The following is a 23,786-nucleotide window of genomic DNA, read 5'->3' on the forward strand; positions in this document are numbered from 1 at the left end:
CCCATGCTCCGATATTTATCGCTGCTTTTCGCCGCGCTGGCCGCCGTCCTCGGCACCCTCGCCCGTGCCGAGCCGGTGCGCACGGATGAGGTCGAGGCCGAGCTGATTGCCGAAACCACAACACTGCAACCCGGCCAGAACTGGATTGCACTGCGCCTGCGGCCCCAGCCAGGCTGGCACGTGTATTGGCGCAACCCCGGCGACTCGGGCATCCCGACCACGCTCGCATGGACGCTGCCGGATGGAATCCGCGCCGGCGACATCCACTGGCCGTATCCGCACACCGAATCGCTCGGCGAACTGACCAACTATGGCTACAGCGAGGAGACGCTGCACCTGATCCCGGTGACAGTGGATGCGGCGCTCGCTGGCCAGACGGTGACGCTCGCCGCCAAGGCGAGCTGGCTCGCTTGCAAGGACATCTGCATCCCCGGCAAGGCCGATCTGCAGTTGCGCCGGGCGGTCGCCGCGCCGGCGCGCCCCGACCCGGACTGGTCCTCTGCATTTGCGCAGGCGCGCAGCGCGCTGCCCCAGCCGGCGCACGACTGGCCGGCATGGTTCAGCATCGATGCCGACAGCGTCTCCCTGCGCATCGAAAGCGCGCTGCTCGCCAACGCCGAGGGCATCGCGTTCTTCCCCTATGCCCAGGATCTGGTCCTGCACGCCGCGCCACAGCGCCTCGCCGTCGAATCCGGCGCGGTGCGGCTGAGCCAGACACTGAGCCCGTATTTCGTCGATGCCCCGGCGCGTGTCGAAGGCGTCATCGTCGTCACGCGCGCAGGCCAGACCCAGGCCTTCGAGATTGCCGCGCAACCGGGCACCGTCACGCCGGTTCCGCCGGACCACGGCGTGCAGGCGACGCCGGCCCATCGCGGCACGGCCGTTGCGCCGGCTGGCCCACCCACGCTTGCGCTGGCGCTCGCCTTCGCGCTGCTCGGCGGCCTGATTCTCAACCTCATGCCTTGCGTGTTCCCGGTGCTCTCCCTCAAGGCTCTCGCGCTGATCGAACACAACGGCAGCGACGGCCGCGAGCGCCGCCGACAGGTGTATGCCTATACCGCCGGCGTCATCGCTTCCTGTGTACTGGTGGCATTCGCCATGCTCGGTCTGCGCAGCGCCGGCGAGGCGATCGGCTGGGGCTTCCAGTTGCAATCCCCCGCGTTCGTCAGCCTGATGGCCTATCTGATCTTTGCGCTCGGTCTGTCGCTGTCGGGGGTCGCGCAGCTCGGTGTCGGCCTGATGAACCTGGGCAGCGGTCTTGCGCAACGGCCGGGGCTGGCCGGTTCGTTCTTCACCGGCGTGCTCGCCGTCGTCGTCGCCAGTCCGTGCACGGCGCCGTTCATGGGCACTGCGCTCGGGTATGCGATGACACAGCCGGCCTGGGTCGCGCTCATCGTGTTCGCGACGCTGGGCCTGGGGCTGGCGCTGCCGTTCTTGCTGATCGGCTGGGTGCCGCGGCTCGCCGCCTGGCTGCCGCGGCCCGGTCCGTGGATGGAGCAATTCAAGCAGTTGATGGCGTTTCCGCTGTACCTGACCGTGGTCTGGCTGCTGTGGGTGCTGGCACGCCAGACCGATCCGCAGCATACCGGGCGCGTCATGCTCGGCCTCGTCGCCGTGGCCTTCGCGATGTGGCTATGGCATCGCCGCGGACCGCTCGCTGCGGTATTCAAGCTCGGTGCGCTGGGTGCTGCGGTAGCACTGGTATTCTTCGCCCCGGTCGCCGCGATCAGCCAACCCGCCGCGGCGATGCCTGAGGCAGAACCTTGGTCTGCCGAACGCGTCGCCGAGTTGCGCGCCGACGGCCGCACGATCTTCGTCGATTTCACCGCCGACTGGTGCTTGAGCTGCAAAGTCAACGAACGGGTCGCCCTGCGCTCGGAACGGGTTCGGCGCGCATTCGCCGAGCATAATGTGGCCGTCCTCGTCGGTGACTGGACCCGCTCTGATCCGGCGATCACCGCCGAGCTCGCCCGTTTCGGACGCAGCGGCGTGCCGCTCTACCTGGTCTACGTCCGCGGTGGAGAACCGCGCGTCCTGCCACAGCTACTGACCCCCGACATCGTGATCGATGCCCTCAATACTCCCGCATCATCCAAGTAAAGGAGCCACCATGCGCCAACTCGTCCGCTGTCTCGTTCTCGCTGCATCCCTCACCGCCGGTAGTGCCAACGCCGCCCCGTCGGTCGGCCAGCGCGCACCCGACTTCAGCGCCCTCGACAGCGCCGGGAAAACCGTGCGCCTGTCGGATTTCAAGGGTCGTTTCGTCGTGCTGGAATGGACCAACGACGGCTGCCCGTTCGTGAAGAAGCATTACGACTCCGGCAACATGCAGGCCCTGCAGAAAGAGGCCACGGATCAGGGCGCGGTCTGGCTGTCGGTGATCTCGTCGGCGCCCGGCAAGCAAGGCCACGTCGATGGTGCCAGGGCCGATGCGCTCACCCAAACGCGCGGCGCGCACCCCACGCATGTACTGCTCGACGAAACCGGCACCGTCGGCCGCCTGTATGGCGCCAAGACCACGCCGCACATGTTCATCATCGACCCCGAGGGCACGCTGATCTATGCCGGTGCGATCGACAGCATCGCCAGCAGCGACCCGGCCGACATTCCGCGGGCTAAGCCCTACGTCAAGATCGCGCTCGCCGAAGCCATGGCCGGCAAGCCGGTCAGCCAGCCAGTGACTACGCCGTACGGCTGCAGCGTCAAGTACTAAAGCCCAGCAGCGCTCAGGATCGCGCCGGCTGCACCACCGGCCGCGACATCGTGGATGCGACGAGATACGCCGTCAGCGCCGCCGCGAGCGAGGTCAGATAGGGATAGTCGGCAGCGCCGATATGCGCTGCACCGACATACGTGACGAGGCCGGTTGCCAGCGCTGCATACGCGGCACCGGCAGCACCGATGCGCGGCCCCCACAGCGCGAACAGTAGAATCACCAGCACGCCCGCCGAACCGAAGCTCGACGCCTCGACGACCAGTTCATAGACGTTGTCGCTGGCAAGGGCGAGCGCATATGCCGTCATCCCGAACGCGATGACGGCGATGCGGTTGGCGCGCAGCTTGGCGGCCTCGGACAGATTCGGCCGCAGCGGCAGCACCAGGTTGTGCGCCGCCAGCGAACCGGCAACCAGCAGCGCCGAATCGACCGTCGACAGAATCGCCGACACCAATGCGCCGACGAAGATCGCATACAGCAGCGTCGGCAACTGGGTCTGGGCTAGATGCATCAGCACCTGCTCTTGCTCGTCGAGGGGACCGACATAATTCACCGCAATCAGTCCCAGCGTCACCGGCATCAGGCCGACGAGCAGGTAGAGCACGCCGGCACTGACCGTCGCCCGGCGCGCCAGCTCCGGACTGCGGATCGCGAGCACGCGCGCCACCAGCTCCTGCGCGACGATGGTGCCGCAAATCGGCACGGCGAAGGTCTCCAGCGTGCGCAGCCAGGACACATCGGCATCGAAAAGACCGCTGCGGGCCGGCCAGGCAGTGATGTGGGCAACCCCGCCATCGGCCACCATGACCAACCCGAACACGATGAGGATGCCGGCGATCAGCACACCCCCCTGTACGAGATCGGTCATCGCATCGGCCCACATGCCGCCGCTGGCGGTGTAAATGATCACCACAGCCGCCGCACATGTGATCGCAACCACCACGCTCAGTTCCGACGAGGCCGCGAGCACCTGGCCAAAGGCGCGGATCTGGGCCGCCGCCCACATCAAGGATGTCGGAATCATGATCAGCGCGGCAGCGCGTTCGACGCCGGCGCCATAGCGTTGGCGAAATAAGTCGGCGAGCGTGATGATGCCGCGGCGCCACAGCGGCACGGCAAAGATCAAGCCGACGATGACGATACCGATCGCATAGCCGAAAGGATCGGCCCTCACGCCGGAAAGGCCATTCGCATAGGCCTCGCCGGCCGCTCCGATGCAGGTTTCGGCACCGAACCAGGTGGCAAACACCGTGAACGTCGCCATCCACGGCCCGAGCTGGCGCCCGGCGATGAGGTAATCGGCCTCGTCGTGCACCCGGCGCGAAGCCCACCACGCGAAGACGAGCTGCAGGCCGATATAGCCGAAAATGAACAGCAAAACGAAGTTCACGCGCCCCCCTGCCCGAGCTGCCCCGCATCATCTGCGTCGAAAGCCGTGCACGATAGCAAAAATCGGCATGCGTGCACTCCAATTCACGCGGCAATCGGCCTGCGGATACGATGGCACCGCAACCTCAGTCCCTTTGACCCATGATCCGACTGGCCATCCATGGTGGTGCCGGCGACCTCGCCGCCGATCAGACCGACACGCGCGAACACCGCGCTGCCCTGCGCCGCATCGCCGAGGAAGGACGCGCGTTGCTGCAAGCCGGCGCCAGCAGTCTCGACGTGGTCGAGCGCATGGTCGTACGGCTTGAAGACTGCCCGCTGTTCAATGCCGGCATCGGCGCAGTGCTCAACCGCGACGGCATGCCCGAGCTCGACGCGGCGATCATGGACGGCCGCACCCGTGCCTGCGGCGCCGTCGCGGGGGTCATGCGCGTCAAAAATCCAGTGCGACTCGCACGCGCGGTGATGGAACGCTCCCCGCACGTCATGTTCATGGGCAGTGGCGCCGAGGCGCTCAATCGCGAGCTGGGCCTGGACGAAGTCACACCGGATTACTTCATCACCGAAGAACGCTTCCGCCAGCTCAAGCAGGCGCACGCCCGCGGCGTCATCGTGCTCGACCATGAAGCCGCGTTCACGCCGGCAGAGCCGACCAGCGGCGGCTTCGGTACCGTCGGCGCGGTCGCCCGCGATGCCGAAGGACGGCTCGCCGCGGCCACCAGCACCGGCGGCCTCACCAACAAGCACCCGGGCCGTATCGGCGACACCCCGCTCATCGGTGCCGGCACGTTCGCCGATGACCGCAGTGCGGCGGTCTCGTGCACCGGCACCGGTGAATGCTTCATCCGCGTCGGCTTCGGATTCGAAGTGCACGCGCGGATGAGTTACTGCAACTGGACGCTGGAACGTGCCTGCCGTGAAGCGCTGGAGGACGTCCGCCGGCTGGGTGGACGCGGCGGCTGCATCGCGATCGATCACGAAGGCAATCTGGCACTGCCGTTCAACTCGACGGCGATGTACCGCGCGTGGATGGGCGCCGACGGCGTGATCCATGTCGGCATCGGCACCGATGACGTCGACTGACACGTTCAAACCGCCGCGTAATGCGGCACCGCCGCCGTAAAACCCTTGAGCTGGAGCGGCGCGCGCGCCTGCAGGGCGACGGCACCGGCAAGCTCGGCGGTCCGGGTGTCGACGAGCACATCGCCATCGGCAGCGTGCTCGCACAGACGGCACGCCAGGTTCACCGCCGACCCCACCGCCGTGTATTCCAGCCGTGAAGCCGAACCGATGACGCCGACCGTGACCACACCCGTGGCCACACCGACGCCGATGCCGAGGCGGTAGCCCGGACGGCTCCAGCGCTGCGTGAGCGCCACACCGACGTCGCGGATCCGACAGGCCAGCTCGATGCCGCGCTGTGCGTGGTACGCAACCGGCAGGGGCGCACCGACGAGCACCAGAATCCCGTCGCCGGCGAAATCATTGATCGTCGCTCCGACCGCTGCGACCTCGCGCCCGACCGCATCGTAATACTCGCGCAGCACTGCAATGACCTCCGCAGACGGATGCGCCGCGGCGTAGGCCGTGAACCCGCGCAAGTCGCAGGCGACGACGGTGATCTCGCGCTGGGTGTCACGCATCGCCTGATCGAGTCCGCGTTCGGACACCAGACGCGCCACCTGCGGTGACAGAAAACGCGACATGAACTGCCCGCGCTGACCCTGGAGCACGTGGTAATGCACGGCGCCGATCAAAAACACGAGCTCGCCCGTGATCACGGACAGCGCAGACCACTGCAACGGCAACACGAAACCGGCGACGAACAAGGGAGCGGCGAGCGCCATCGCCACCACCCGGATCGTCTCGGCGCGATCTGGCCGGCGCTTGAGCAGCAGTGCGATGCCGACACATCCTGCGATCATCGCCAACAGCACGGGCCCCATGAACACCCAGAATCCGGCACTCAGAAACAATTCCGGCCGATCGCCGGCGCGCAGGAAGGCCTGCGCACGCAGCTCCGGCCAGATGAATGAAAACACACCGTACAGCACGCCGCTGAGCTGTCCCAGCCGCAGCACGCGATCGCCCGTGCGCGTATCCATGTCCGCGGACACCGGAATCGTCCGGCGCACGCGCAGAATCCATTCGAGCATGCAGACGATCGATAACACCTCCGGCAGCGCAAACCAGCCGGCCCATGACATCAGCTCCGGACGGACCGCGAGCCACACCACGTTGAGATAAATCGACAGCCCCATGAAGAAAAAGCCCCCGGCCAGGGCGCGCGAGGCCGGCGAGGCACGGTCCGCGGAGACGAACGCGATCCCCATGCCCAGCGCGACCAGTGAGACCAGCGTGTGCGTGTCCAATCCCGGCGTCATGGTGCACCCCGATCCTGCCGGGACCGAGGCTTGGGTTCGCGCATCGCTTTCTGCGCGACCAGCATCAAGAATCCCTCGCCATGGGTGAAACCTTGCTGTCCGCTGAGGTGGGGCCAGGTCATGTTCGCGCAACGATTCGATCGTGCATCAGGCACTGATCGGATCATATCCGCGAACCATCCGTCGATCGCACGGCGCCATGGATGGACAACCGGCGCCGCACGCGATCGTGCAACCCCATGGCCATCATCCGCCGCGGCGTATGCGAACAAGTCTTGCCGATCGCGCCTACCCGCACTGGTTCGCGGGTGATACCGACCGCAAACCAGCCCCCAGCAAGCACCGGGGACAGCAACCGGAGCATCCTGCCGCAGCCAGTAAAGAAAGTACGCAACCACGCCGGGATCGGACCCGCGCTGTTCATTAAAATTATTACAAATCAGCTAGATATCCAATAAAACAGAGAAGCGAGTTGAAGATGGGCCATGTTTCCACGACAATCGCCGAGTTTCAAACTATTTATAGTTGTTTGAACTTGCGTCGGTTGTTCACACATGGACGAACACAGCAAGTCTGAACGCATCCTCCAGCTGGTGCACAAGCTGGGTGTTCTGCGGCCCAAAGATCTCGTTCCGCACGGCATCCAGGCGGAGTATCTGCGTCGGCTGTGCGATCGCGGGCTGCTCAAGAAGCTGAGCCGCGGCAGCTATGTCGCTGCCGGCACGAGACTGTCGCGCGACCTTTTGCTTGCACTCGTCGCACGCGCCGTCCCCAACGGTGTGATCTGCCTCGAAACGGCACTGGCCTTCCATGGACTCGCCGCGTTCGACATGGAGAAAATCCACATCGCCATCGAGCGCCGCGCCGCCAAACCGCGCGTGGACTTCCCGGATCTGCGCGTCGCCCGCCTCGGCGGCGCCGCATTCACCGAAGGGATCGAGATCCATGTGCTCGAAAACGTTCGGGTGCCGATCTACAGCCTCGAAAAAACCCTGGCCGACCTGTTCAAGTTCCGTAACAAAATCGGTCCACACATCGCCGTCGACGCGCTGCGCTCGGCGCTGTCACAGCGCGACATCCATCTGCGCAAGCTCTGGCATTATGCGCGGCTGTGCCGTGTCGAACGCGTCATGAAACCGTATGTCGATGCGTTGTTACCGGCTTGACCGATCCCGCCGGCTAGAATCAAGCGCCGCAATCCTGCTGACCGGCCGACCGATGCGCGCACCTTTTTTGCTGCTCGCCCTTCCCATCCTTGCGTGGGCACAGTCGCCGTCTGGCGCACCCGACATCGTCGGACCGGAAACGCAGGATGGAGACTGTGCCGTGCCTGCACCCCAACGCAGCGGCAGCGTTTTCGACAATCTGCGCCGCGAAACCGATGCCTTCACGCTGGTCAATACAAAGCGCGGGCTGTCCTTCCACCGGCCGATATATCTGCTGCCGGTGACCTGGAGCCCCGAGTACCACAGTGAGGCCAGCGAGGTCCTGTTCCAGATCAGCCTCAAACAGCGGCTGTTCAACCGCAACCTGTTCTTCGGCTACACCCAGCGCTCGTTCTGGCAGCTCTACAACGGCAACGACTCACGGCCGTTTCGTGAAACCAACTACAACCCCGAACTGTTTTACCGCTGGAAGCCGCAGTGGCGATGGCTCCCGGAGCTGGGATTCGACATCGGCGCCGATCACGAATCCAACGGCAAGGAATTGCCCGACTCACGAAGCTGGAACCGGATCATCGGCGCGGCTTACTACGAGGGTGAGCGGCAACTCCTGCACCTGCGCCTGTGGTACCGGATACCCGAGAACGAAAACCGCCCCGCCGACGATCCCAAGCGCGATGACAACCCCGACATCCACCGCTACTACGGCTATGGGGAACTGCGCTTGCAGCGCAAGCTCTTCGGCGACGCACAGCACATGCTCGCCATGATGGCGCGGGGTAATCCTGCCACCGGCAAGGGGGCGTTCGAGCTCGTCTATAGCGCGCCGTTCTCCGACTATGCGTTCTGGAGCGTCTATCTCTGGAACGGTTACGGCGAGAGCCTGATCGATTACAACCGCAGTGTCACCCGCGTCGGAATCGGTCTGATGCTGGCGCGCTGACGCACGGCAACGGCACGCATGCAGGTATAAAAACGGGCGCCGAAGCGCCCGCTCTCGGATACGAATACAAGACCGCGCTTTACTGCGCAGGCGGCTCGGCCACCGGCCTTGGCCGATCGACCAGCTCGACATAAGCCATCGGCGCGTCGTCACCCGGCCGGAAGCCGCACTTGAGAATTCGCAGATAACCGCCCGGACGATCCTTGTACCGCGGGCCCAGCTCGTTGAACAGCTTCTGCACGGCTTCACGGTCGCGCAGACGCGCGAACGCAATGCGGCGGTTGGCAACCGAGTCGTTCTTGGCGCGCGTGATCAACGGCTCGGCCAAACGGCGCAACTCCTTGGCCCTGGGCAGCGTCGTCTTGATCAATTCGTGCTTGAACAGAGCGACGGCAATCGCCTGCATCGTCGCTTTGCGATGGGCGCTGGTACGGCCGAACGTACGACCTGCAATCTTGTGGCGCATGGCTTTAACTCAGTTTTCAATACCCAGTTTCCGGTTTCCAGCCCTCTCGCTTGCGTTCCCCGGCCATCGGCGCGCGCGGGATCTGGAAACTACACGCAAACCCCGTTCCTCAGGCCGACAGCTTCGGCGACGACCAGTTATCGAGCTTCATGCCGAGCTCGAGGTCGTGCGCCTTGAGCGCCTCCTTGATCTCGTTGAGCGACTTCTTGCCGAGATTCGGCGTCTTCATCAACTCCATCTCGGTGCGCTGCACCAGATCGCCGATGTAGTAGATGTTCTCGGCCTTGAGGCAATTTGCCGAGCGCACCGTGAGTTCGAGATCGTCGATCGGGCGGAACAGGATCGGCGAGAGTTCCTTCTTGCCCGGGGCGCTGGCGGTGTGCGCGGCTTCCGCTTCGAGATCGACGAAGACCGACAGCTGGTCGCGCAGGATGCGCGCCGCCAGGCGCACGGCCTCGGCGGGATCGACGCTGCCGTTGGTATCGACGTCGAGAATCAGCTTGTCCAGATCGGTGCGCTGCGCGACGCGCGCGCGCTCGACACTGTAGCTGACGCGACGGACCGGGCTATAGGAAGCATCGAGCTTGAGGACGCCGATCCCACGGCTATCCTCCTCGCGCACCGCGCTCACCGCCGGCACGTAGCCGCGGCCGCGGGTGACCTTGAGCGTCATATTGATCTTGCCGCCGGTCAGATGCGCAAGCACCAGATCCGGATTGACGATCTCGACATCATGATCGAGCGCGATATCGCCGGCCGTGACGACACCCTTGCCCGACTTCTCCAGCCGCAGGGTGGCCTCTTCACGCGCGTGCAGACGCACGGCGATGTTCTTGACGTTGAGCAGGATGTCGAGAACATCCTCCTGCACGCCTTCGATGGCGCTGTACTCGTGGACGACACCCTCGATCTGCACTTCGGTCACGGCAGCGCCCGGAATCGAGGACAGCAGGATGCGGCGCAGCGCATTGCCCAGTGTGTGGCCAAAGCCGCGCTCCATCGGCTCGAGGGTGACACGCGCCCGGCTGGGCGACAGGGTCTCCACCTCGATCTGGCGCGGCTTGAGAAGATCGGCGATGACGTTCTGCATGAATAACCTCGCGTAAAGCGATCATTGGACTCCCGACTGCCCGGGGACAGCGCATCCGCTCCGGCAGCGGGGACGCTGCGGTCCATGAGGACCGCAGCCGTATTACTTCGAGTACAACTCGACGACGAGCTGCTCGTTGATGTCTGGCACGATCTGGTCGCGGGTGGGCACCGCCTTGAACGTGCCCTTCAAGCCTTTCTCGTCCACCTCGACCCATTCCGGCAAGCCGATCTGGACGGCGATCGACAAGGCCTCGGCGATGCGCGACTGCTGGCGCGCGCTCTCGCGGATTTCGATGACATCCCCGACTTGTACCTGATAGGAAGGAATGTTCACCGGCTTACCGTTGACCAGCACGGCCTTGTGGCTGACCAGCTGACGGGCCTCGGCGCGCGTGCGCGAGAACCCCATGCGATAGACGATGTTGTCGAGCCGCGACTCGAGCAGCTGCAACAGGATCAGACCGGTCGAACCTTTCTTCTGCGCCGCCTTCTTGTAGTAGTTGCGGAACTGACGCTCGAGCACGCCGTACATCTGCTTGAGTTTTTGCTTCTCACGCAGCTGCAGCGCGTAGTCCGACAGACGGGTCTTGGCAGCGCCATGCTGACCCGGGCGGGTCTCCATGTTGCACTTGCTGTCGATCGCGCGAGCGCGCGATTTGAGCAGCAGGTCGGTTCCGGCGCGACGGGACAGCTTGCATTTGGGGCCGATATAACGTGCCATGATCGTTTCCTCGCCTTAGACGCGGCGGCGCTTCGGAGGACGGCAGCCGTTGTGGGGAATCGGCGTGACGTCGGTGATGCTCGTGATCTTGAAGCCAGCGGCATGCAACGCGCGGACCGCGGACTCACGACCGGGACCTGGCCCCTTGACACGCACTTCCAGGTTCTTCACGCCATGCTCGGCGGCCGCCTGTGCGGCCCTGTCGGCAGCGACCTGTGCGGCAAACGGAGTCGACTTGCGGGAACCCTTGAAGCCCGCGGCGCCGGCCGTGCTCCAGCACAGGGTGTTGCCCTGGCGATCGGTGATCAGCACGATCGTGTTGTTGAACGAGGCATGAATGTGCGCCACCGCGTCGGTGACGTTCTTCTTGACCTTCTTGCGCTTGGCCGGGGCGGCAGTGCTCGTCGGAGTAGCCATAGATATTCAGGTCCTGATTACACTTTCTTCTTGCCGGCGATGCTCGCGCGGCGGGGGCCCTTGCGGGTGCGGGCGTTGGTCCGCGTGCGCTGACCGCGGACTGGCAGACCCCGGCGGTGGCGCTGACCGCGGTAGCAGCCGAGGTCGATCAGCCGCTTGATACTCATCGATACCTCGCGTCGCAAATCGCCCTCGACGACGTACTTGGCGACCTCGGCGCGAAGCTTGTCGAGCTCGCCTTCGGTCAGACTACGAATCTGCGCCGCCGGATTGACGCCGGCAGCGGCGCAGATCTTCTTTGCGCGCGTGGGACCGATGCCGTAGATCGCCTGCAAGGCAATGACAGCGTGCTTTCGATCCGGGATGTTGACGCCCGCGATACGTGCCATGGTGGAAACCTCGACTTAGAACCGCGCGGAAAAGCCGCGTATTGTAGTGAAACCCAAGAAAGCCAGCAATGCCGGACCGACCGAGCTACCGCGCCCTCAGCCTTGGCGCTGCTTGTGGCGCGGATCGGTGCACAGAACACGCACGACGCCGCTGCGCCGCACCACCTTGCAGTTCCGGCACATCTTTTTCACGGAAGCTCGGACTTTCATGACAATGACCTCATCGTAAGTGTCGTAAACCGGGCTAGCGTCCCTGCGAACTGCCCAGCGTCTTGAGATTGGCCTTCTTCAGCAGGCCCTCGTACTGGTGCGACATCAGATGCGCCTGCAGCTGCGCCATGAAATCCATCACGACGACGACCGTGATCAGCAACGACGTACCGCCGAAATAAAACGGAATGCTGCTGACGAAGGAGCGCAGGACCTCCGGCACAAGACAAACCGCCAGGATGTAGATCGAACCGATCACCGTCAGACGCGTCAGCACCTGGTCGATGTAGCGCGCCGTCATCGCCCCCGGACGCACACCGGGAATGAACGCCCCCGACTTCTTGAGGTTCTCTGCGGTCTCGCGCGAATCGAACACCAGCGCGGTATAGAAGAAGCAGAAGAACACGATCAGCAACCCGTAAAGCAGCGTATACAACGGCTGCCCCGGCGCCAATGCGTTCGAAATGCGCTGCAGCACGCCACCCGAGCCTTCGTCACCGAAAAACTGCACGAGCGAGGCGGGAAACAGAATGATCGACGAGGCGAAGATCGGCGGAATCACACCCGACATGTTGATCTTCAGCGGTAGATGCTGGGTCTGCGCGGCAAAAACCCTGCGCCCCTGTTGTCGTCGGGCATGGTGGATCGGAATTCGCCGCTGTGCGCGCTCGACGTAGACCACCCCCCAGGTCACGAGCACGACCAGCAGCAGCACGACCAGGACCGTGAATGCACTGATCGAACCCTCGCTGACCAGTTGCGCGGTCGCGGCGAGTGCACGCGGGAATCCCGCGACGATGCCGGCGAAAATGATCATCGAAATGCCATTGCCGACACCGCGCTCGGTGATCTGCTCGCCGAGCCACATCAGAAACATCGTGCCGGTGACGAGGCTCACCGTGGCAGTGAACACAAAGGCGAATCCGGGCGAGATCGCCACACCGGAGCGCTGCAGCGCCAGCGCTGCACCGACCGACTGGAAAATGGCCAGCGCCAGCGTCCCGTACCGGGTGTACTTGGTGATCTGCCGGCGCCCGGACTCACCCTCTTTTTTCAGCTCTTTGAGCTGCGGCACCACGGCGGTGAGCAGCTGCACGATGATGCTCGCCGAAATGTACGGCATCACGCCGAGCGCAAAGATCGACAGGCGCTCGAGCGCACCGCCCGAGAACATGTTGAACATGTCCAGAATGGTGCCGCGACTCTGGTTGAACAGAGCCTCCAACTGCGCCGGATCGATGCCGGGCACCGGAATATAGCTGCCGATGCGGAACACGATGATGGCGCCCAGCAGAAAGAGCAGGCGGTCTTTGACTTCGCCCACCTTGCTGAGATCCGGCATCATCGCGCCGGACGGCATGCCTGGAGTTTTGGCCATCGGTCGTCTTTGGTTCGGAAACCGGCCTTGCAGAACCGGAACGTGGTGAGAGGATTTATTCGATGACCGATCCGCCGGCCGCCGTGATCACCTCGCGCGCCCCCTTGGTCACGAGCACACCCTTGAGCGTGACCTTGCGGCTGAGCTCGCCCGACTTGATGACCTTGGCTGTCAGGGCATTGATCGAAATCACGCCCTCGGCCTTGAGCGTGGACAGATCGATCTCGTCGGCCTTCATCTTCTGCAGATCGGACAGGCGCACCTCGGCGGTCAAGCCGGCGAGCGGGGACTTGAACCCGCGCTTGGGCAACCGGCGCTGGATCGGCATCTGCCCGCCTTCGAAGCCGAGCTTGTGATAACCGCCCTTGCGTGCGTGCTGACCCTTGTGACCACGCCCAGCCGTCTTGCCGAGACCCGAACCGATACCGCGACCGACACGGGTGCGGGCGGTCTTGGCGCCCTTGGCCGGTTTGATGTCGTTGAGCTTCATTTTCAGACTTCCTCGACCTTGAGCAGATAGGCGGCCTTACGCACCATGCCGAGATTTTCCGGCGTGGCGGCGACAACGACGCTCTGATGCATGCGGCGCAGACCCAGGCCGCGCACACAGGCCTGATGATCCTTCAGCTTCTTGGCGAGGCTGCGCACGAGGGTGACTTTGATCTGCTTGGCGTCTGCCATGGCTTACCCCAGGATTTCCTCGACCGTCTTGCCGCGCTTGGCGGCGATCTCCGACGGCATGTTCAGGCTGGTGAGCGCGTTCATCGTGGCGCGGACCAAGTTGATCGGGTTGCGCGAACCCAGGGACTTCGCGAGCACGTTCTGGATACCAGCCACTTCGAACACGGCACGCATCGCGCCGCCGGCGATCACACCGGTACCGTCGGATGCCGGGCGCAGGAAGACCCGCGAGGCACCATGCTGACCCCAAGCCTCGTGCTGCACCGTCAGCCCCTTGAGCGGCACCGTGACCATGTTCTTGCGCGCCTGTTCCATCGCCTTGGCGATCGCAGCCGGCACCTCGCGCGCCTTGCCGTAACCAAAGCCGACGCGACCCGCGCCATCACCGACGACGGTCAGCGCCGTGAACGCAAACTGCTTGCCGCCTTTGACCGTCTTCGACACACGATTGACGGCCACCAGCTTCTCTCTCAGCTCGGTCCCGGACTGCTCTTCCTCGTAGTTCATTTGCTGTGCCATGTCTCAAAACTCCAGGCCGGCTTCACGCGCGGCATCCGCCAGTGCTTTGACGCGACCGTGATACTTAAAGCCGGCACGATCGAAGGCCACCTTGGTGATGCCTTGTGCCTTGGCGCGCTCGGCGATCGCAGCGCCGATTTTCTTGGCCGCCTCGATGTTGCCCGTGCTTTTGAGACCCGCAACGAGCGCTTTTTCCACGGTCGAAGCGGAGACAAGCGTCCGGCTGGCGTCGGGCGCGATGATCTGCGCATAAATGTGCTTGGGCGTGCGGTGCACGGCCAGACGGTGCACGCCCAGCTTGCGGATGTGGGCGCGCGTCCGGCGGGCACGGCGCAGACGGGTGAGCTTCTTGTCTTTCATGACAGCCCTCGATTACTTCTTCTTCGCTTCCTTGAGCACGACCTTCTCGGTCGCGTAACGCACACCCTTGCCCTTGTACGGCTCGGGCGGACGGAAGCCGCGGATGTCGGCGGCGACCTGGCCAACCAGCTTCTTGTCGGCGCCTTTGACGACGATTTCAGTCTGGCTTGGCGTTTCCACCACGACGCCATCCGGAATCGCATACTCGATCGGATGCGAGAATCCGAGGCTCAAGTTCAGCTTCTTGCCCTGCACCGCCGCGCGATAACCGACACCAACGAGTGCGAGCCGCTTCTCGTACCCTTTCGATACCCCAATGACGGCGTTGTTGAGCAGCGCGCGGGCGGTACCGGCGGCCATGCCGTTGGCCTTGATCGAATCGGCGCTGATCGAGGCAACGTTGCCGTTGACCTCGACCTTGACTGTCGCCGGAATCGCGACGGTCACGCTGGCTTTGACGCCTTTGACGGTGAGCTTGCCGTCGGCCGCGCTCACCTGTACACCGGCCGGAAGCACCACCGGCATTTTTGCAATGCGGGACATGTCTCCAATCTCTCCTTAGGCGACGATGCAGAGGACTTCGCCACCCTGACCGGCGGCGCGCGCCTTGCGGTCACTGACGACGCCGCTTGGGGTCGACACGATGGCAACGCCCAGCCCACCGAGCACCTTGGGCAGCTCGTCCTTGCCCTTGTAGACACGCAGCGCTGGCCTGGACACACGCTCCAGCCGCTCGATCACCGGCTTGCCCTGGAAATATTTCAGGGTCACGGTGATCGTCTTCTTGGGGCCGTCGGCGGTGACGCTGTAGTCGGCGATATAACCCTCGTCCTTGAGCACCGCAGCGATCGCCTCCTTGATCTTGGAGGACGGACAAACGACCTGCTTCTTGCGGGCCTGCTGGCCGTTGCGAATGCGCGTCAGGAAGTCGGCGATGGGATCGGTCATGCTCATTTCGATAGCCCTCTTACCAGCTCGCCAGCTTAAGGCCGGGGATCTCGCCCTTCATCGCGGCTTCGCGCAGCTTGTTACGCCCGAGTTTGAACTTTCGGTACACGCCGCGCGGACGCCCGGTCAGCGAGCAGCGTGCGCGCTGGCGGATCTTGCTCGAATCACGCGGCAGCTTCTGCAGCGCAATGACGGCAGCTTCTTTTTCCTCGGCCGAAGCGGTCGTGCTCGAAATGATCTCTTTGAGCTTGGCGCGCTTCTTGGCGTACCGGGTGGCGAGCTTTGCGCGTTTCTTTTCGCGCTCGATCATGCTGGTCTTGGCCATGGCTTGCTGCCTTACTTGCGGAACGGGAAGTTAAACGCCTCGAGCAAGGCCTTGCCGTGCTCGTCGTTCTTCGCCGTCGTGGTGATGGTGATATTCATGCCGCGCAGGGCATCGATCTTGTCGTAGTCGATTTCCGGAAAAATGATCTGCTCGGTCACGCCAAAGTTGAAATTGCCGCGACCGTCGAAGCCGCGCGCCGAGATACCGCGAAAATCGCGGATGCGCGGCAGCGCGATGCAGATCAGCCGCTCGAGGAATTCGTACATGCGCTCGCGGCGCAGCGTCACCTTGACGCCGACCGGATAATTCTCACGGATCTTGAATCCGGCGATGGCGATGCGTGCCTTGGTCACGACCGGTTTCTGGCCAGCGATCGCGGCCATGTCGGCGACGGCATGCTCGATGATCTTGCGATCGCTGGTCGCCTCGCCCACACCCATGTTGAGCGTGATCTTGGTGATCCGCGGAACCTCCATCGGACCGAGCCCCAGCTTCTTGCCGAGCTCGGGCGCGATCTTCTCGCGGTACAGGGTTTGCAGATTGGCTGTCATGGTCGGCATCCCTTCAGTCCACCAGTTCCTGCGTGGACTTGAACACACGCACCTTGCGGCGCTTCTCGCCTTCGCCCTCGAAGCGGAAACCGACACGGTCACCCTTGCCGGTCTTGGCGTTCCACAACATCACGTTGGATGCGTCGATCGGCATTTCCTTCTCGACGATACCGCCGGCGATGCCCGCGTTCGGGTTCGGGCGCTGATGTTTCTTGGCGACGTTGATGCCTTCGACGACGAGCTTGCCGTTGGCCAGCACCTGGCTCACCTTGCCGCGGCGTCCCTTGTCGCGACCGGCGATGACGATGACCTCGTCGCCCTTACGGATCTTGTTCATGATTGCAGCCCTTAGAGCACTTCCGGCGCCAGCGACACGATCTTCATGAAGCGGTCGCGCAGCTCACGCGTGACCGGCCCGAAGATACGGGTACCGAGCGGCTCCAGCTTGTTCGAAACCAGCACGGCGGCGTTGCTATCGAAACGGATCACCGATCCGTCCGCGCGCTTGATCGGGAATTTGGTGCGCACGACCACCGCATCGTGCACTTCGCCCTTTTTGACCTTGCCGCGCGGGATCGCGTCCTTGACGGTAACCTTGACGAGATCGCCGACACCCGCATAGCGGCGGTAGGTGGACCCCTTGACCTGGATCACCTGGACGAGACGCGCACCACTGTTATCGGCGGCGACGAGGAAGGATTCCTGCTGAATCATGGCTTAGGCTCCAGCGGTCTGTTGTTGCAGAGCGGTGGCCTTCTGCAGCACCTCGACCAGACGGAAACGCTTGGTCGCCGACAGCGGACGAGTCTCGACGATAGCGACCAGATCGCCCTCGTTGCACTCGTTATGCTCGTCGTGCGCATGCAGCTTGGTCGAACGCCGCAGCGTCTTGCCATAAATCGGATGCCGCTCACGGCGCTCGACCAGCACCGTGATGGTTTTGTTGGCCTTGTTGCTGATGACGCGACCGACGATGCGGCGCTGGGATTTTTTCTCTGTCTGTTCGCTCATGACGCTTGCACCGATGACTTGGCCTGCTCGGCCATGACGGTCTTCAGCCGCGCAATCTTCTTGCGCACATCCTTGACCAGATGGGGTTTACTACCCTGACCGGTGGCTTGCTGCATGCGCAGACTGAACTGCTCCTTGCGCAAGGCCTCCAGTTCGGTGTTCAGCTCGGCGGCGGTCTTGCCGCGGAGGGATTTGACGTATTCCTGACTCTTCATGATCTACGCACCCCTCACATGATCGTCCGATTGACGAATGTGGTCTTCACCGGCAGCTTGGCCGCAGCCAGGCGGAAGGCCTCGCGGGCGGTGGCTTCGTCAACACCTTCCATCTCGTAAAGCACTTTGCCGGGCTGTACCTTGGCGACCCAATACTCGACGTTACCCTTGCCCGAACCCATGCGCACTTCGAGCGGTTTTCGGGTGACCGGAACGTCCGGGAAAATGCGGATCCACAGCTTGCCACCGCGCTTGATGTACCGCGTGATGACGCGCCGCGCGGCCTCGATCTGGCGCGCCGTGATGCGGCCATGCTCGATCGTCTTCAACCCCCACTCACCGAAGCTGACCTTGTTGCCGGTCAGCGCAAGGCCCTTGTTCGTGCCTTTGCGTTGCTTGCGGAATTTCGTTCGCTTGGGCTGCAGCATTGCAGTCTTCTCCTATGGTGCTCAGGCCGCGTGTGCCTCGGCACTTTCGTCCTTGCGATCATGACGGCGATCGGCCTCGTAAACCTCGCCGGTGAACACCCATACCTTGACACCGATGACGCCATACGTGGTCTTGGCCTCGCTGGTCGCGTAATCGACGTGGGCACGCAGGGTGTGCAGCGGCACTCGGCCTTCGCGATACCACTCGGTGCGGGCGATCTCCGCGCCATTCAAACGACCGCTGACCTGGATCTTGATGCCGCCAGCACCCAGGCGCATCGCGTTTTGCACCGCGCGCTTCATCGCACGGCGGAACATGATGCGGCGCTCGAGCTGCTGGGCGACGGAGTCGGCGATCAGCTTGGCATCGAGCTCGGGCTTACGGATTTCCTCGACCGACAGATGCACGGCATCCGGTTTGAGGCCGATGATCTTGGCGACTTCCTGCTTGAGCTTTTCGATGTCCTCGCCTTTCTTGCCGATGACGATACCCGGACGCGCGGTATGGATCGTCACGCGCGCCGACTTGGCCGGACGGTCGATCTGGATGCGCGAAACCGACGCCTGCGCCAGCTTCTTCATCAGATAATCGCGGACGGCCATGTCCTTGAGCAGGGTGTCGGCGTAGGCCCCACGTTCCGCGTACCAGTTGGAGGTCCACTTGGTCGTGATGCCGAGGCGAAAGCCGTTTGGATTGACTTTATGACCCATGGGTTCTCTCGTGTAAGTCCGACTCGCCGACGCCTTAGTGGCCGTCCGACACCTTGATGGTGATATGGCTGGTGGGCTTGAGGATGCGGTCCGCCCGCCCCTTCGCGCGCGGCATGATGCGCTTGAGCACCGGCCCCTGGTCGATGTAGATCGCCTGGATCCTGAGCTCATCGACATCGGCGCCATGATTGTTCTCGGCATTCGCGATCGCCGACTCGAGCACCTTGCGAATCACACCGGCCGGCTTGCGCGTCGAAAACTTGAGGATATTGAGGGCCTCATCCACCTTCTTGCCGCGGACGAGATCCGCGACCGCACGCGCCTTCTTCGGCGACAGGCGGACGAACTTCAGTACGGCTTGCGTCTGCATGGCGGACCTCACTTCGTGGCTTTGTCGGCCGCGTGACCCTTGAAGGTCCGCGTCGGCGCAAATTCGCCGAGTTTGTGGCCAACCATGTTGTCGGTAATGAACACCGGCATATGCTGCCTGCCGTTGTGCACCTGGATGGTCAGGCCCACGAACTCGGGCGTGATCATCGAGCGACGCGACCAGGTCTTGATCGGTTTCTTCACCCGCTGTGCCGCCATCTCCTGCACTTTCTTGGCCAGGTGATGATCGACGAAGGGGCCTTTCTTGACGGAACGCGGCATGGCCTAGTCCTTACTTCTTGGCGTGGCGACTGCGCACGATGAATTTCTGCGTGCGCTTGTTCTTGCGGGTCTTCAGACCCTTGGTCTGCTGACCCCACGGCGTGACCGGATGCGGGTTGCCCTGGCCGGATTTACCCTCACCGCCACCGTGCGGGTGATCCACCGGGTTCATGACCACACCGCGCACGGTCGGACGGATGCCCCTCCAGCGCTTGGCACCGGCTTTGCCGTATTGGCGCAGGTTGTGTTCGTTGTTGCTGACTTCGCCGATCGCGGCACGGCACTCCGAGAGCACCTTGCGCATCTCGCCGGAACGCAGCCGGATCGTGACGTAGTCACCCTCGCGGGCCACCAGCTGAGCGGCTGCACCAGCGCTACGCGCGAGCTGGGCGCCCTTGCCAGGGCGCAACTCGACGCAGTGGATGGTCGAACCCACCGGAATATTGCGCAGCGGCAGCACGTTGCCCGGCTTGATCGGCGCATCGGAACCCGAATGCAGCACATCGCCCTCGGCAATCCCGCGGGGCGCGATGATGTAACGCCGCTCACCGTCGGCATAGCACAGCAGTGCAATGTGCGCAGAGCGATTCGGATCGTACTCGATGCGCTCGACCCTGGCCGGGATCCCGTCCTTGTTGCGCTTGAAATCGATCAGACGGTAATGGTGCTTGTGCCCACCACCCTTGTGCCGTGTCGTGATGTGCCCGTTATTGTTGCGCCCACCCGTGGAGGACTGCTTCTCGACCAATGGCGCGTACGGCTCGCCTTTCCACAGCCCAGGCGTCACAACGCGAACCTGGTGACGCGTTCCCGGCGAGGTCGGTTTGAGTTTGACCAGTGGCATGGCCTATCCCCTTAGCTCGCGTTGCCGGCCAGGAAATCGATTTCCTGCCCCTCGGCAAGCGTGACGTATGCCTTTTTCCAGTCGGAGCGCTTGCCCTCGAAACGACCAAAGCGCTTGTTCTTGCCTTTGACGTTGAGCGTACGCACGCCTTCGACCTTGACGTTGAACAGCCGCTCGACGGCGAGCTTGATTTCCGGCTTCTCGGCGTCGCGCAGGACCTTGAACACGGCGGTATTCGCCTTCTCGGCCACGCGCGTGCTCTTTTCCGAAATGACCGGGCCGATGATCACCTGATGCAGGCGATCGGTCGCTGTCTTGTACTTGCTCACTGGTTTACCTCCATGATGGCGAGCACGCGTTCGCGGCTTCTACGGCCGCCGCCCAGCGGGCGGACCTCGCGATGGTGCGTCATTGCAGCCACGCCTCCAGCTTCTTCACCGCATCGGTCGTCATCAGCACTTTTTCGTGCGTGAGCAGCGCAACCGGGTTAAGCGCCTCGACGTCGCAGACCGCGACGTGGGGGATATTGCGCGCCGACAGGTATAGATTCCGGTCGACCTCGCCGGTCACGATCAGAATGTCGCTGGCACCGACACTCTTGAGCTTCTCGAGCAACCCCTTGGTGCGCGGCGCATCGACCGCGAACGATTCGGCGACGATCAGGTGATTCTGACGGACAAGCTCGGCGACGATCGAGCGCATCGCCCCGCGATACATCTTGCGGTTGACCTTCTGCGAGAAGTCGCGTGGGACCGCGGCGAAGATCTTGCCGCCACCCCGCCACAGCGGCGAGCGGATGCTGCCGGCGCGCGCACGACCCGTGCCCTTTTGCTTCCACGGCTTTCTGCCGCCGCCGGAAACCATGGCCTTGGTCTTCTGCGCCTTGGTGCCGGCACGACCGCCCGCCAGGTACGCCGTGACGACCTGGTGAATCAGCGGTTCGTTGTATTCCGCGCCGAAGACGGCATCGGAAACGTTGATCTTGGCAGTGCTGTTGTGCAGTTGAATATCCATTGCCGTTTTTCCCCGGTTACTTGACCGTGGGGCGAACGATGACATCGCCATTCGTCGCGCCCGGCACCGCACCCTTCACCAGCAGAAGGTTGCGCTCGGCATCGATCTTGACCAAGTCAAGATTCAGAACGGTCACACGCTCAGACCCCATGTGACCGGCCATTTTCTTGCCCTTGAACACGCGGCCCGGGCTCTGGCGCTGACCGATCGAGCCGGGGCTGCGATGCGAGAGCGAGTTACCGTGGGTCGCACGTCCGCCGCCGAAATTCCAGCGCTTCTGTACACCCGCGAAACCCTTGCCCTTGGAGATGCCGGTGACGTCCACGGCCTTGACGCCCTCGAACGCAGACACCTTGATCTCCGATCCAGGCTGCAGATCCGCCCCCTCGTTGTTGTCGAGGCGGATTTCCCACAGCCCGCGGCCAGCGGCAACACCGGCCTTCTTGAAATGGCCAGCCTGAGCCTTGTTGATACGGCTCGGCTTGACTTCACCGACGGTCACCTGCACCGCACGGTAACCATCGTTTTCCACGGTCTTGACCTGAGTCACGCGATTGGGCGCGCACTCGATCACGGTCACCGGAATGGCAACGCCAGCGTCGGTGAAGACGCGGGTCATGCCGGCCTTACGGCCCACGATTGCGATCGTCATGTCCCGTCTCCTTTCAGCTCAGCGAGATCTGGACTTCGACGCCCGCAGGCAGGTCCAGCTTGGAGAGCGCATCCACGGTCTTCTCCGTGGGATCGACGATCTGCATGAGCCGCTTGTGCGTACGGATTTCATATTGGTCGCGCGCGTCCTTGTCGGCGTGCGGCGAAACCAGGATTGTGAAGCGTTCCTTGCGCGTCGGCAGCGGGATCGGCCCGCGCACGACGGCCCCGGTGCGCTTCGCGGTTTCGACGATCTCCCGTGCCGATTTGTCGATCAGCCGATGGTCGAACGCCTTGAGCCGGATGCGAATGGATTGGCTTGTCGCGGCCATGCTGTGTCTTCCGGATTAAAGAGCGTGGAACAAAAGGGGCGCGAATTTTATTCGCGCCCCTGCGGAAAGTAAAGCGTCAGATTTTAAGCCAGGATCTTGGTGACGACGCCGGCGCCGACGGTGCGGCCGCCCTCGCGGATCGCAAAGCGCACGCCTTCCTCCATCGCGATCGGGCTGATCAGCTCCACCGTCATCTGCACGTTGTCGCCCGGCATCACCATCTCCTGCTTGAACTCCACCGTCCCCGTCACGTCCGTCGTGCGGAAGTAAAACTGCGGACGATACCCCTTGAAAAACGGCGTGTGCCGACCACCCTCCTCCTTCGTCAGCACGTACACCTCGCCCTCAAACTTCGAGTGCGGGTTGATCGAGCCAGGCTTGCACACCACCTGCCCGCGCTCCACCTCTTCCTTCTTCGTACCACGCAGCAAAAGACCCACGTTGTCGCCCGCCTGCCCCTGGTCCAGCAGCTTGCGGAACATCTCAACACCCGTCACCGTCGTCTTCTGCGTCGGACGAATGCCCACAATCTCCACTTCGTCGCCCACCTTGATCACACCGCGCTCAACACGCCCCGTGACCACCGTGCCGCGACCCGAAATCGAAAACACGTCCTCGATCGGCAGCAAGAACGGCTTGTCAATCTCCCGCACAGGCTCCGGAATCCACGTGTCAATCGCGTCGTACAGCTCCTCGATCTTCGCCACCCACTCCGGCTCGCCCGCAATCGCCTTGGTCGCAGAACCCCGGATCACCGGCGTGTTGTCACCGTCAAATCCGTACTTGTTCAGCAAATCCCGCACTTCCATCTCGACCAGGTCGAGCAGCTCCGCGTCCTCCACCAGGTCGCACTTGTTCAGCCACACCACGATCTTCGGCACGTTCACCTGCTTGGCCAGCAGCACGTGCTCGCGCGTCTGCGGCATCGGACCGTCCACCGCCGATACCACCAAAATCGCACCGTCCATCTGCGCCGCGCCCGTGATCATGTTCTTCACAAAGTCCGCGTGCCCAGGACAGTCCACGTGCGCATAGTGACGGTTCGCCGTCTCATACTCCACGTGCGACGTCGCAATCGTCAGAATCTTCGTCGCATCACGACGACCCTGCGCCTCCGACGCCTTCGCCACCTGGTCGTACGGCACGTACGTCCCACCGTACTTGTCCGCAGACACCTTCGTCAGCGCCGCCGTCGTCGTCGTCTTCCCATGGTCCACGTGCCCAATCGTCCCCACGTTCACGTGCGGCTTCTTGCGTTCAAACTTTTCCTTTGCCAT

At 63.5% G+C, this 23,786-nt stretch carries 36 protein-coding genes; 5 read left to right on the forward strand and 31 right to left on the reverse strand.

From position 1 onward, the window contains the following. Positions 1-3: 3 nt before the first annotated feature. Together BMZ48_RS10535 and BMZ48_RS10540 are read left to right on the forward strand one after the other, a co-directional pair. Positions 4-2,100: a protein-disulfide reductase DsbD family protein gene (locus tag BMZ48_RS10535; RefSeq protein ID WP_091534866.1), complete on the forward strand. Its 2,097-nt coding sequence runs from the start codon at positions 4-6 to the stop codon at positions 2,098-2,100. 10 nt (positions 2,101-2,110) lie between these two features. After that, positions 2,111-2,713, forward strand: a complete 603-nt coding sequence (locus BMZ48_RS10540; protein ID WP_091534868.1) for a thioredoxin family protein — start codon at positions 2,111-2,113, stop codon at positions 2,711-2,713. 13 nt (positions 2,714-2,726) lie between these two features. On the opposite strand, the gene BMZ48_RS10545 is transcribed toward BMZ48_RS10540, so the two are convergent. Next, positions 2,727-4,106: a high affinity choline transporter 1 gene (locus BMZ48_RS10545; RefSeq protein WP_091534870.1), complete on the reverse strand. Its 1,380-nt coding sequence runs from the start codon at positions 4,104-4,106 to the stop codon at positions 2,727-2,729. 140 nt (positions 4,107-4,246) lie between these two features. Between BMZ48_RS10545 and BMZ48_RS10550 the strand changes: the two genes are divergently transcribed. After that, positions 4,247-5,188 (forward strand): isoaspartyl peptidase/L-asparaginase family protein, encoded by a 942-nt coding sequence (locus BMZ48_RS10550; protein ID WP_091534872.1) that lies wholly within the window; start codon positions 4,247-4,249, stop codon positions 5,186-5,188. A gap of 5 nt (positions 5,189-5,193) precedes the next feature. On the opposite strand, the gene BMZ48_RS10555 is transcribed toward BMZ48_RS10550, so the two are convergent. After that, positions 5,194-6,489: an adenylate/guanylate cyclase domain-containing protein gene (locus BMZ48_RS10555; RefSeq protein WP_091534875.1), complete on the reverse strand. Its 1,296-nt coding sequence runs from the start codon at positions 6,487-6,489 to the stop codon at positions 5,194-5,196. Positions 6,490-7,043: 554 nt separating this feature from the next. On the opposite strand from BMZ48_RS10555, the gene BMZ48_RS10560 reads away from it, so the two are divergent. Both BMZ48_RS10560 and BMZ48_RS10565 read left to right on the forward strand, forming a co-directional pair. Further along, positions 7,044-7,655: a type IV toxin-antitoxin system AbiEi family antitoxin domain-containing protein gene (locus BMZ48_RS10560; RefSeq protein ID WP_200769596.1), complete on the forward strand. Its 612-nt coding sequence runs from the start codon at positions 7,044-7,046 to the stop codon at positions 7,653-7,655. Between the two features lie 52 nt (positions 7,656-7,707). Then, the gene (locus BMZ48_RS10565) at positions 7,708-8,595 is read left to right on the forward strand and encodes a phospholipase A (RefSeq protein ID WP_159431156.1); all 888 of its coding nucleotides are present in this window, start codon (positions 7,708-7,710) and stop codon (positions 8,593-8,595) included. Between the two features lie 79 nt (positions 8,596-8,674). Here the strand turns inward: BMZ48_RS10565 and rplQ are convergent, their stop codons facing one another. The 29 genes from rplQ to tuf form a co-directional block, all read right to left on the reverse strand. Next, positions 8,675-9,061 carry a 50S ribosomal protein L17 gene (gene rplQ, locus BMZ48_RS10570; protein WP_091534880.1) on the reverse strand — a complete coding sequence of 129 codons (387 nt, stop codon included), beginning with the start codon at positions 9,059-9,061 and terminating at the stop codon, positions 8,675-8,677. Positions 9,062-9,170: 109 nt separating this feature from the next. Further along, complete coding sequence (locus BMZ48_RS10575) at positions 9,171-10,151, reverse strand: DNA-directed RNA polymerase subunit alpha (protein ID WP_091534882.1); 981 nt, start codon at positions 10,149-10,151, stop codon at positions 9,171-9,173. Positions 10,152-10,253: 102 nt separating this feature from the next. Next, a complete protein-coding gene (rpsD, locus tag BMZ48_RS10580; RefSeq protein WP_091534885.1) occupies positions 10,254-10,874 on the reverse strand; it encodes a 30S ribosomal protein S4 in 621 nt (206 codons plus the stop codon). 15 nt (positions 10,875-10,889) lie between these two features. Continuing rightward, positions 10,890-11,291 (reverse strand): 30S ribosomal protein S11, encoded by a 402-nt coding sequence (gene rpsK, locus BMZ48_RS10585; RefSeq protein WP_091534888.1) that lies wholly within the window; start codon positions 11,289-11,291, stop codon positions 10,890-10,892. A gap of 17 nt (positions 11,292-11,308) precedes the next feature. Beyond that, the gene (gene rpsM / locus BMZ48_RS10590) at positions 11,309-11,680 is read right to left on the reverse strand and encodes a 30S ribosomal protein S13 (RefSeq protein WP_091534890.1); all 372 of its coding nucleotides are present in this window, start codon (positions 11,678-11,680) and stop codon (positions 11,309-11,311) included. Positions 11,681-11,776: 96 nt separating this feature from the next. Continuing rightward, entirely contained in the window at positions 11,777-11,890 is a 114-nt protein-coding gene (gene rpmJ / locus BMZ48_RS10595; protein ID WP_091534893.1) for a 50S ribosomal protein L36, read from the reverse strand. A 34-nt stretch (positions 11,891-11,924) separates the two neighbouring features. Next, positions 11,925-13,268 carry a preprotein translocase subunit SecY gene (gene secY, locus BMZ48_RS10600; protein WP_200769597.1) on the reverse strand — a complete coding sequence of 448 codons (1,344 nt, stop codon included), beginning with the start codon at positions 13,266-13,268 and terminating at the stop codon, positions 11,925-11,927. 55 nt (positions 13,269-13,323) lie between these two features. Then, positions 13,324-13,758 carry a 50S ribosomal protein L15 gene (gene rplO, locus BMZ48_RS10605; RefSeq protein WP_091534895.1) on the reverse strand — a complete coding sequence of 145 codons (435 nt, stop codon included), beginning with the start codon at positions 13,756-13,758 and terminating at the stop codon, positions 13,324-13,326. 2 nt (positions 13,759-13,760) lie between these two features. Then, a complete protein-coding gene (gene rpmD, locus BMZ48_RS10610) occupies positions 13,761-13,949 on the reverse strand; it encodes a 50S ribosomal protein L30 (RefSeq protein ID WP_091534897.1) in 189 nt (62 codons plus the stop codon). A gap of 3 nt (positions 13,950-13,952) precedes the next feature. After that, the gene (rpsE, locus tag BMZ48_RS10615; RefSeq protein WP_091534959.1) at positions 13,953-14,456 is read right to left on the reverse strand and encodes a 30S ribosomal protein S5; all 504 of its coding nucleotides are present in this window, start codon (positions 14,454-14,456) and stop codon (positions 13,953-13,955) included. A gap of 15 nt (positions 14,457-14,471) precedes the next feature. After that, on the reverse strand, positions 14,472-14,828 hold the full coding sequence (rplR, locus tag BMZ48_RS10620; protein ID WP_091534899.1) for a 50S ribosomal protein L18: 357 nt from the start codon (positions 14,826-14,828) through the stop codon (positions 14,472-14,474). A 12-nt stretch (positions 14,829-14,840) separates the two neighbouring features. Next, positions 14,841-15,371, reverse strand: coding sequence for a 50S ribosomal protein L6 (gene rplF / locus BMZ48_RS10625; RefSeq protein WP_091534901.1), 531 nt, complete (start codon positions 15,369-15,371; stop codon positions 14,841-14,843). Positions 15,372-15,386: 15 nt separating this feature from the next. After that, positions 15,387-15,782: a 30S ribosomal protein S8 gene (rpsH, locus tag BMZ48_RS10630; protein WP_091534904.1), complete on the reverse strand. Its 396-nt coding sequence runs from the start codon at positions 15,780-15,782 to the stop codon at positions 15,387-15,389. A 13-nt stretch (positions 15,783-15,795) separates the two neighbouring features. Further along, positions 15,796-16,101 (reverse strand): 30S ribosomal protein S14, encoded by a 306-nt coding sequence (gene rpsN, locus BMZ48_RS10635; protein WP_091534906.1) that lies wholly within the window; start codon positions 16,099-16,101, stop codon positions 15,796-15,798. Positions 16,102-16,112: 11 nt separating this feature from the next. Beyond that, positions 16,113-16,652 carry a 50S ribosomal protein L5 gene (gene rplE, locus BMZ48_RS10640; protein WP_091534961.1) on the reverse strand — a complete coding sequence of 180 codons (540 nt, stop codon included), beginning with the start codon at positions 16,650-16,652 and terminating at the stop codon, positions 16,113-16,115. A 13-nt stretch (positions 16,653-16,665) separates the two neighbouring features. Further along, positions 16,666-16,989, reverse strand: coding sequence for a 50S ribosomal protein L24 (gene rplX, locus BMZ48_RS10645; protein WP_091534908.1), 324 nt, complete (start codon positions 16,987-16,989; stop codon positions 16,666-16,668). Positions 16,990-17,000: 11 nt separating this feature from the next. Then, a complete protein-coding gene (rplN, locus tag BMZ48_RS10650) occupies positions 17,001-17,366 on the reverse strand; it encodes a 50S ribosomal protein L14 (protein WP_091534911.1) in 366 nt (121 codons plus the stop codon). 3 nt (positions 17,367-17,369) lie between these two features. After that, complete coding sequence (rpsQ, locus tag BMZ48_RS10655; protein ID WP_091534915.1) at positions 17,370-17,663, reverse strand: 30S ribosomal protein S17; 294 nt, start codon at positions 17,661-17,663, stop codon at positions 17,370-17,372. Continuing rightward, positions 17,660-17,878: a 50S ribosomal protein L29 gene (rpmC, locus tag BMZ48_RS10660; protein WP_091534917.1), complete on the reverse strand. Its 219-nt coding sequence runs from the start codon at positions 17,876-17,878 to the stop codon at positions 17,660-17,662. The genes rpsQ and rpmC overlap by 4 nt, the downstream gene beginning before the upstream one ends. A 14-nt stretch (positions 17,879-17,892) precedes the next feature. Then, positions 17,893-18,306: a 50S ribosomal protein L16 gene (gene rplP / locus BMZ48_RS10665; RefSeq protein ID WP_091534919.1), complete on the reverse strand. Its 414-nt coding sequence runs from the start codon at positions 18,304-18,306 to the stop codon at positions 17,893-17,895. A 21-nt stretch (positions 18,307-18,327) separates the two neighbouring features. Continuing rightward, entirely contained in the window at positions 18,328-19,017 is a 690-nt protein-coding gene (gene rpsC / locus BMZ48_RS10670) for a 30S ribosomal protein S3 (RefSeq protein ID WP_091534922.1), read from the reverse strand. A gap of 34 nt (positions 19,018-19,051) precedes the next feature. Beyond that, entirely contained in the window at positions 19,052-19,387 is a 336-nt protein-coding gene (rplV, locus tag BMZ48_RS10675; protein ID WP_091534964.1) for a 50S ribosomal protein L22, read from the reverse strand. A gap of 8 nt (positions 19,388-19,395) precedes the next feature. After that, positions 19,396-19,668: a 30S ribosomal protein S19 gene (gene rpsS, locus BMZ48_RS10680; RefSeq protein ID WP_091534925.1), complete on the reverse strand. Its 273-nt coding sequence runs from the start codon at positions 19,666-19,668 to the stop codon at positions 19,396-19,398. A gap of 10 nt (positions 19,669-19,678) precedes the next feature. After that, positions 19,679-20,512 (reverse strand): 50S ribosomal protein L2, encoded by an 834-nt coding sequence (gene rplB / locus BMZ48_RS10685; RefSeq protein WP_091534928.1) that lies wholly within the window; start codon positions 20,510-20,512, stop codon positions 19,679-19,681. 11 nt (positions 20,513-20,523) lie between these two features. After that, complete coding sequence (rplW, locus tag BMZ48_RS10690) at positions 20,524-20,841, reverse strand: 50S ribosomal protein L23 (RefSeq protein ID WP_091534930.1); 318 nt, start codon at positions 20,839-20,841, stop codon at positions 20,524-20,526. A gap of 79 nt (positions 20,842-20,920) precedes the next feature. Further along, complete coding sequence (rplD, locus tag BMZ48_RS10695; protein ID WP_091534933.1) at positions 20,921-21,526, reverse strand: 50S ribosomal protein L4; 606 nt, start codon at positions 21,524-21,526, stop codon at positions 20,921-20,923. 16 nt (positions 21,527-21,542) lie between these two features. After that, a complete protein-coding gene (gene rplC / locus BMZ48_RS10700) occupies positions 21,543-22,178 on the reverse strand; it encodes a 50S ribosomal protein L3 (RefSeq protein WP_091534934.1) in 636 nt (211 codons plus the stop codon). A 13-nt stretch (positions 22,179-22,191) separates the two neighbouring features. Next, complete coding sequence (gene rpsJ, locus BMZ48_RS10705) at positions 22,192-22,509, reverse strand: 30S ribosomal protein S10 (protein ID WP_091534937.1); 318 nt, start codon at positions 22,507-22,509, stop codon at positions 22,192-22,194. Positions 22,510-22,592: 83 nt separating this feature from the next. Further along, on the reverse strand, positions 22,593-23,786 hold the full coding sequence (gene tuf, locus BMZ48_RS10710; RefSeq protein ID WP_091533659.1) for an elongation factor Tu: 1,194 nt from the start codon (positions 23,784-23,786) through the stop codon (positions 22,593-22,595).

This window comes from Fontimonas thermophila (genome assembly GCF_900113085.1).
In the GTDB taxonomy this organism is placed as follows: Bacteria; Pseudomonadota; Gammaproteobacteria; order Nevskiales; family Nevskiaceae; genus Solimonas; species Solimonas thermophila.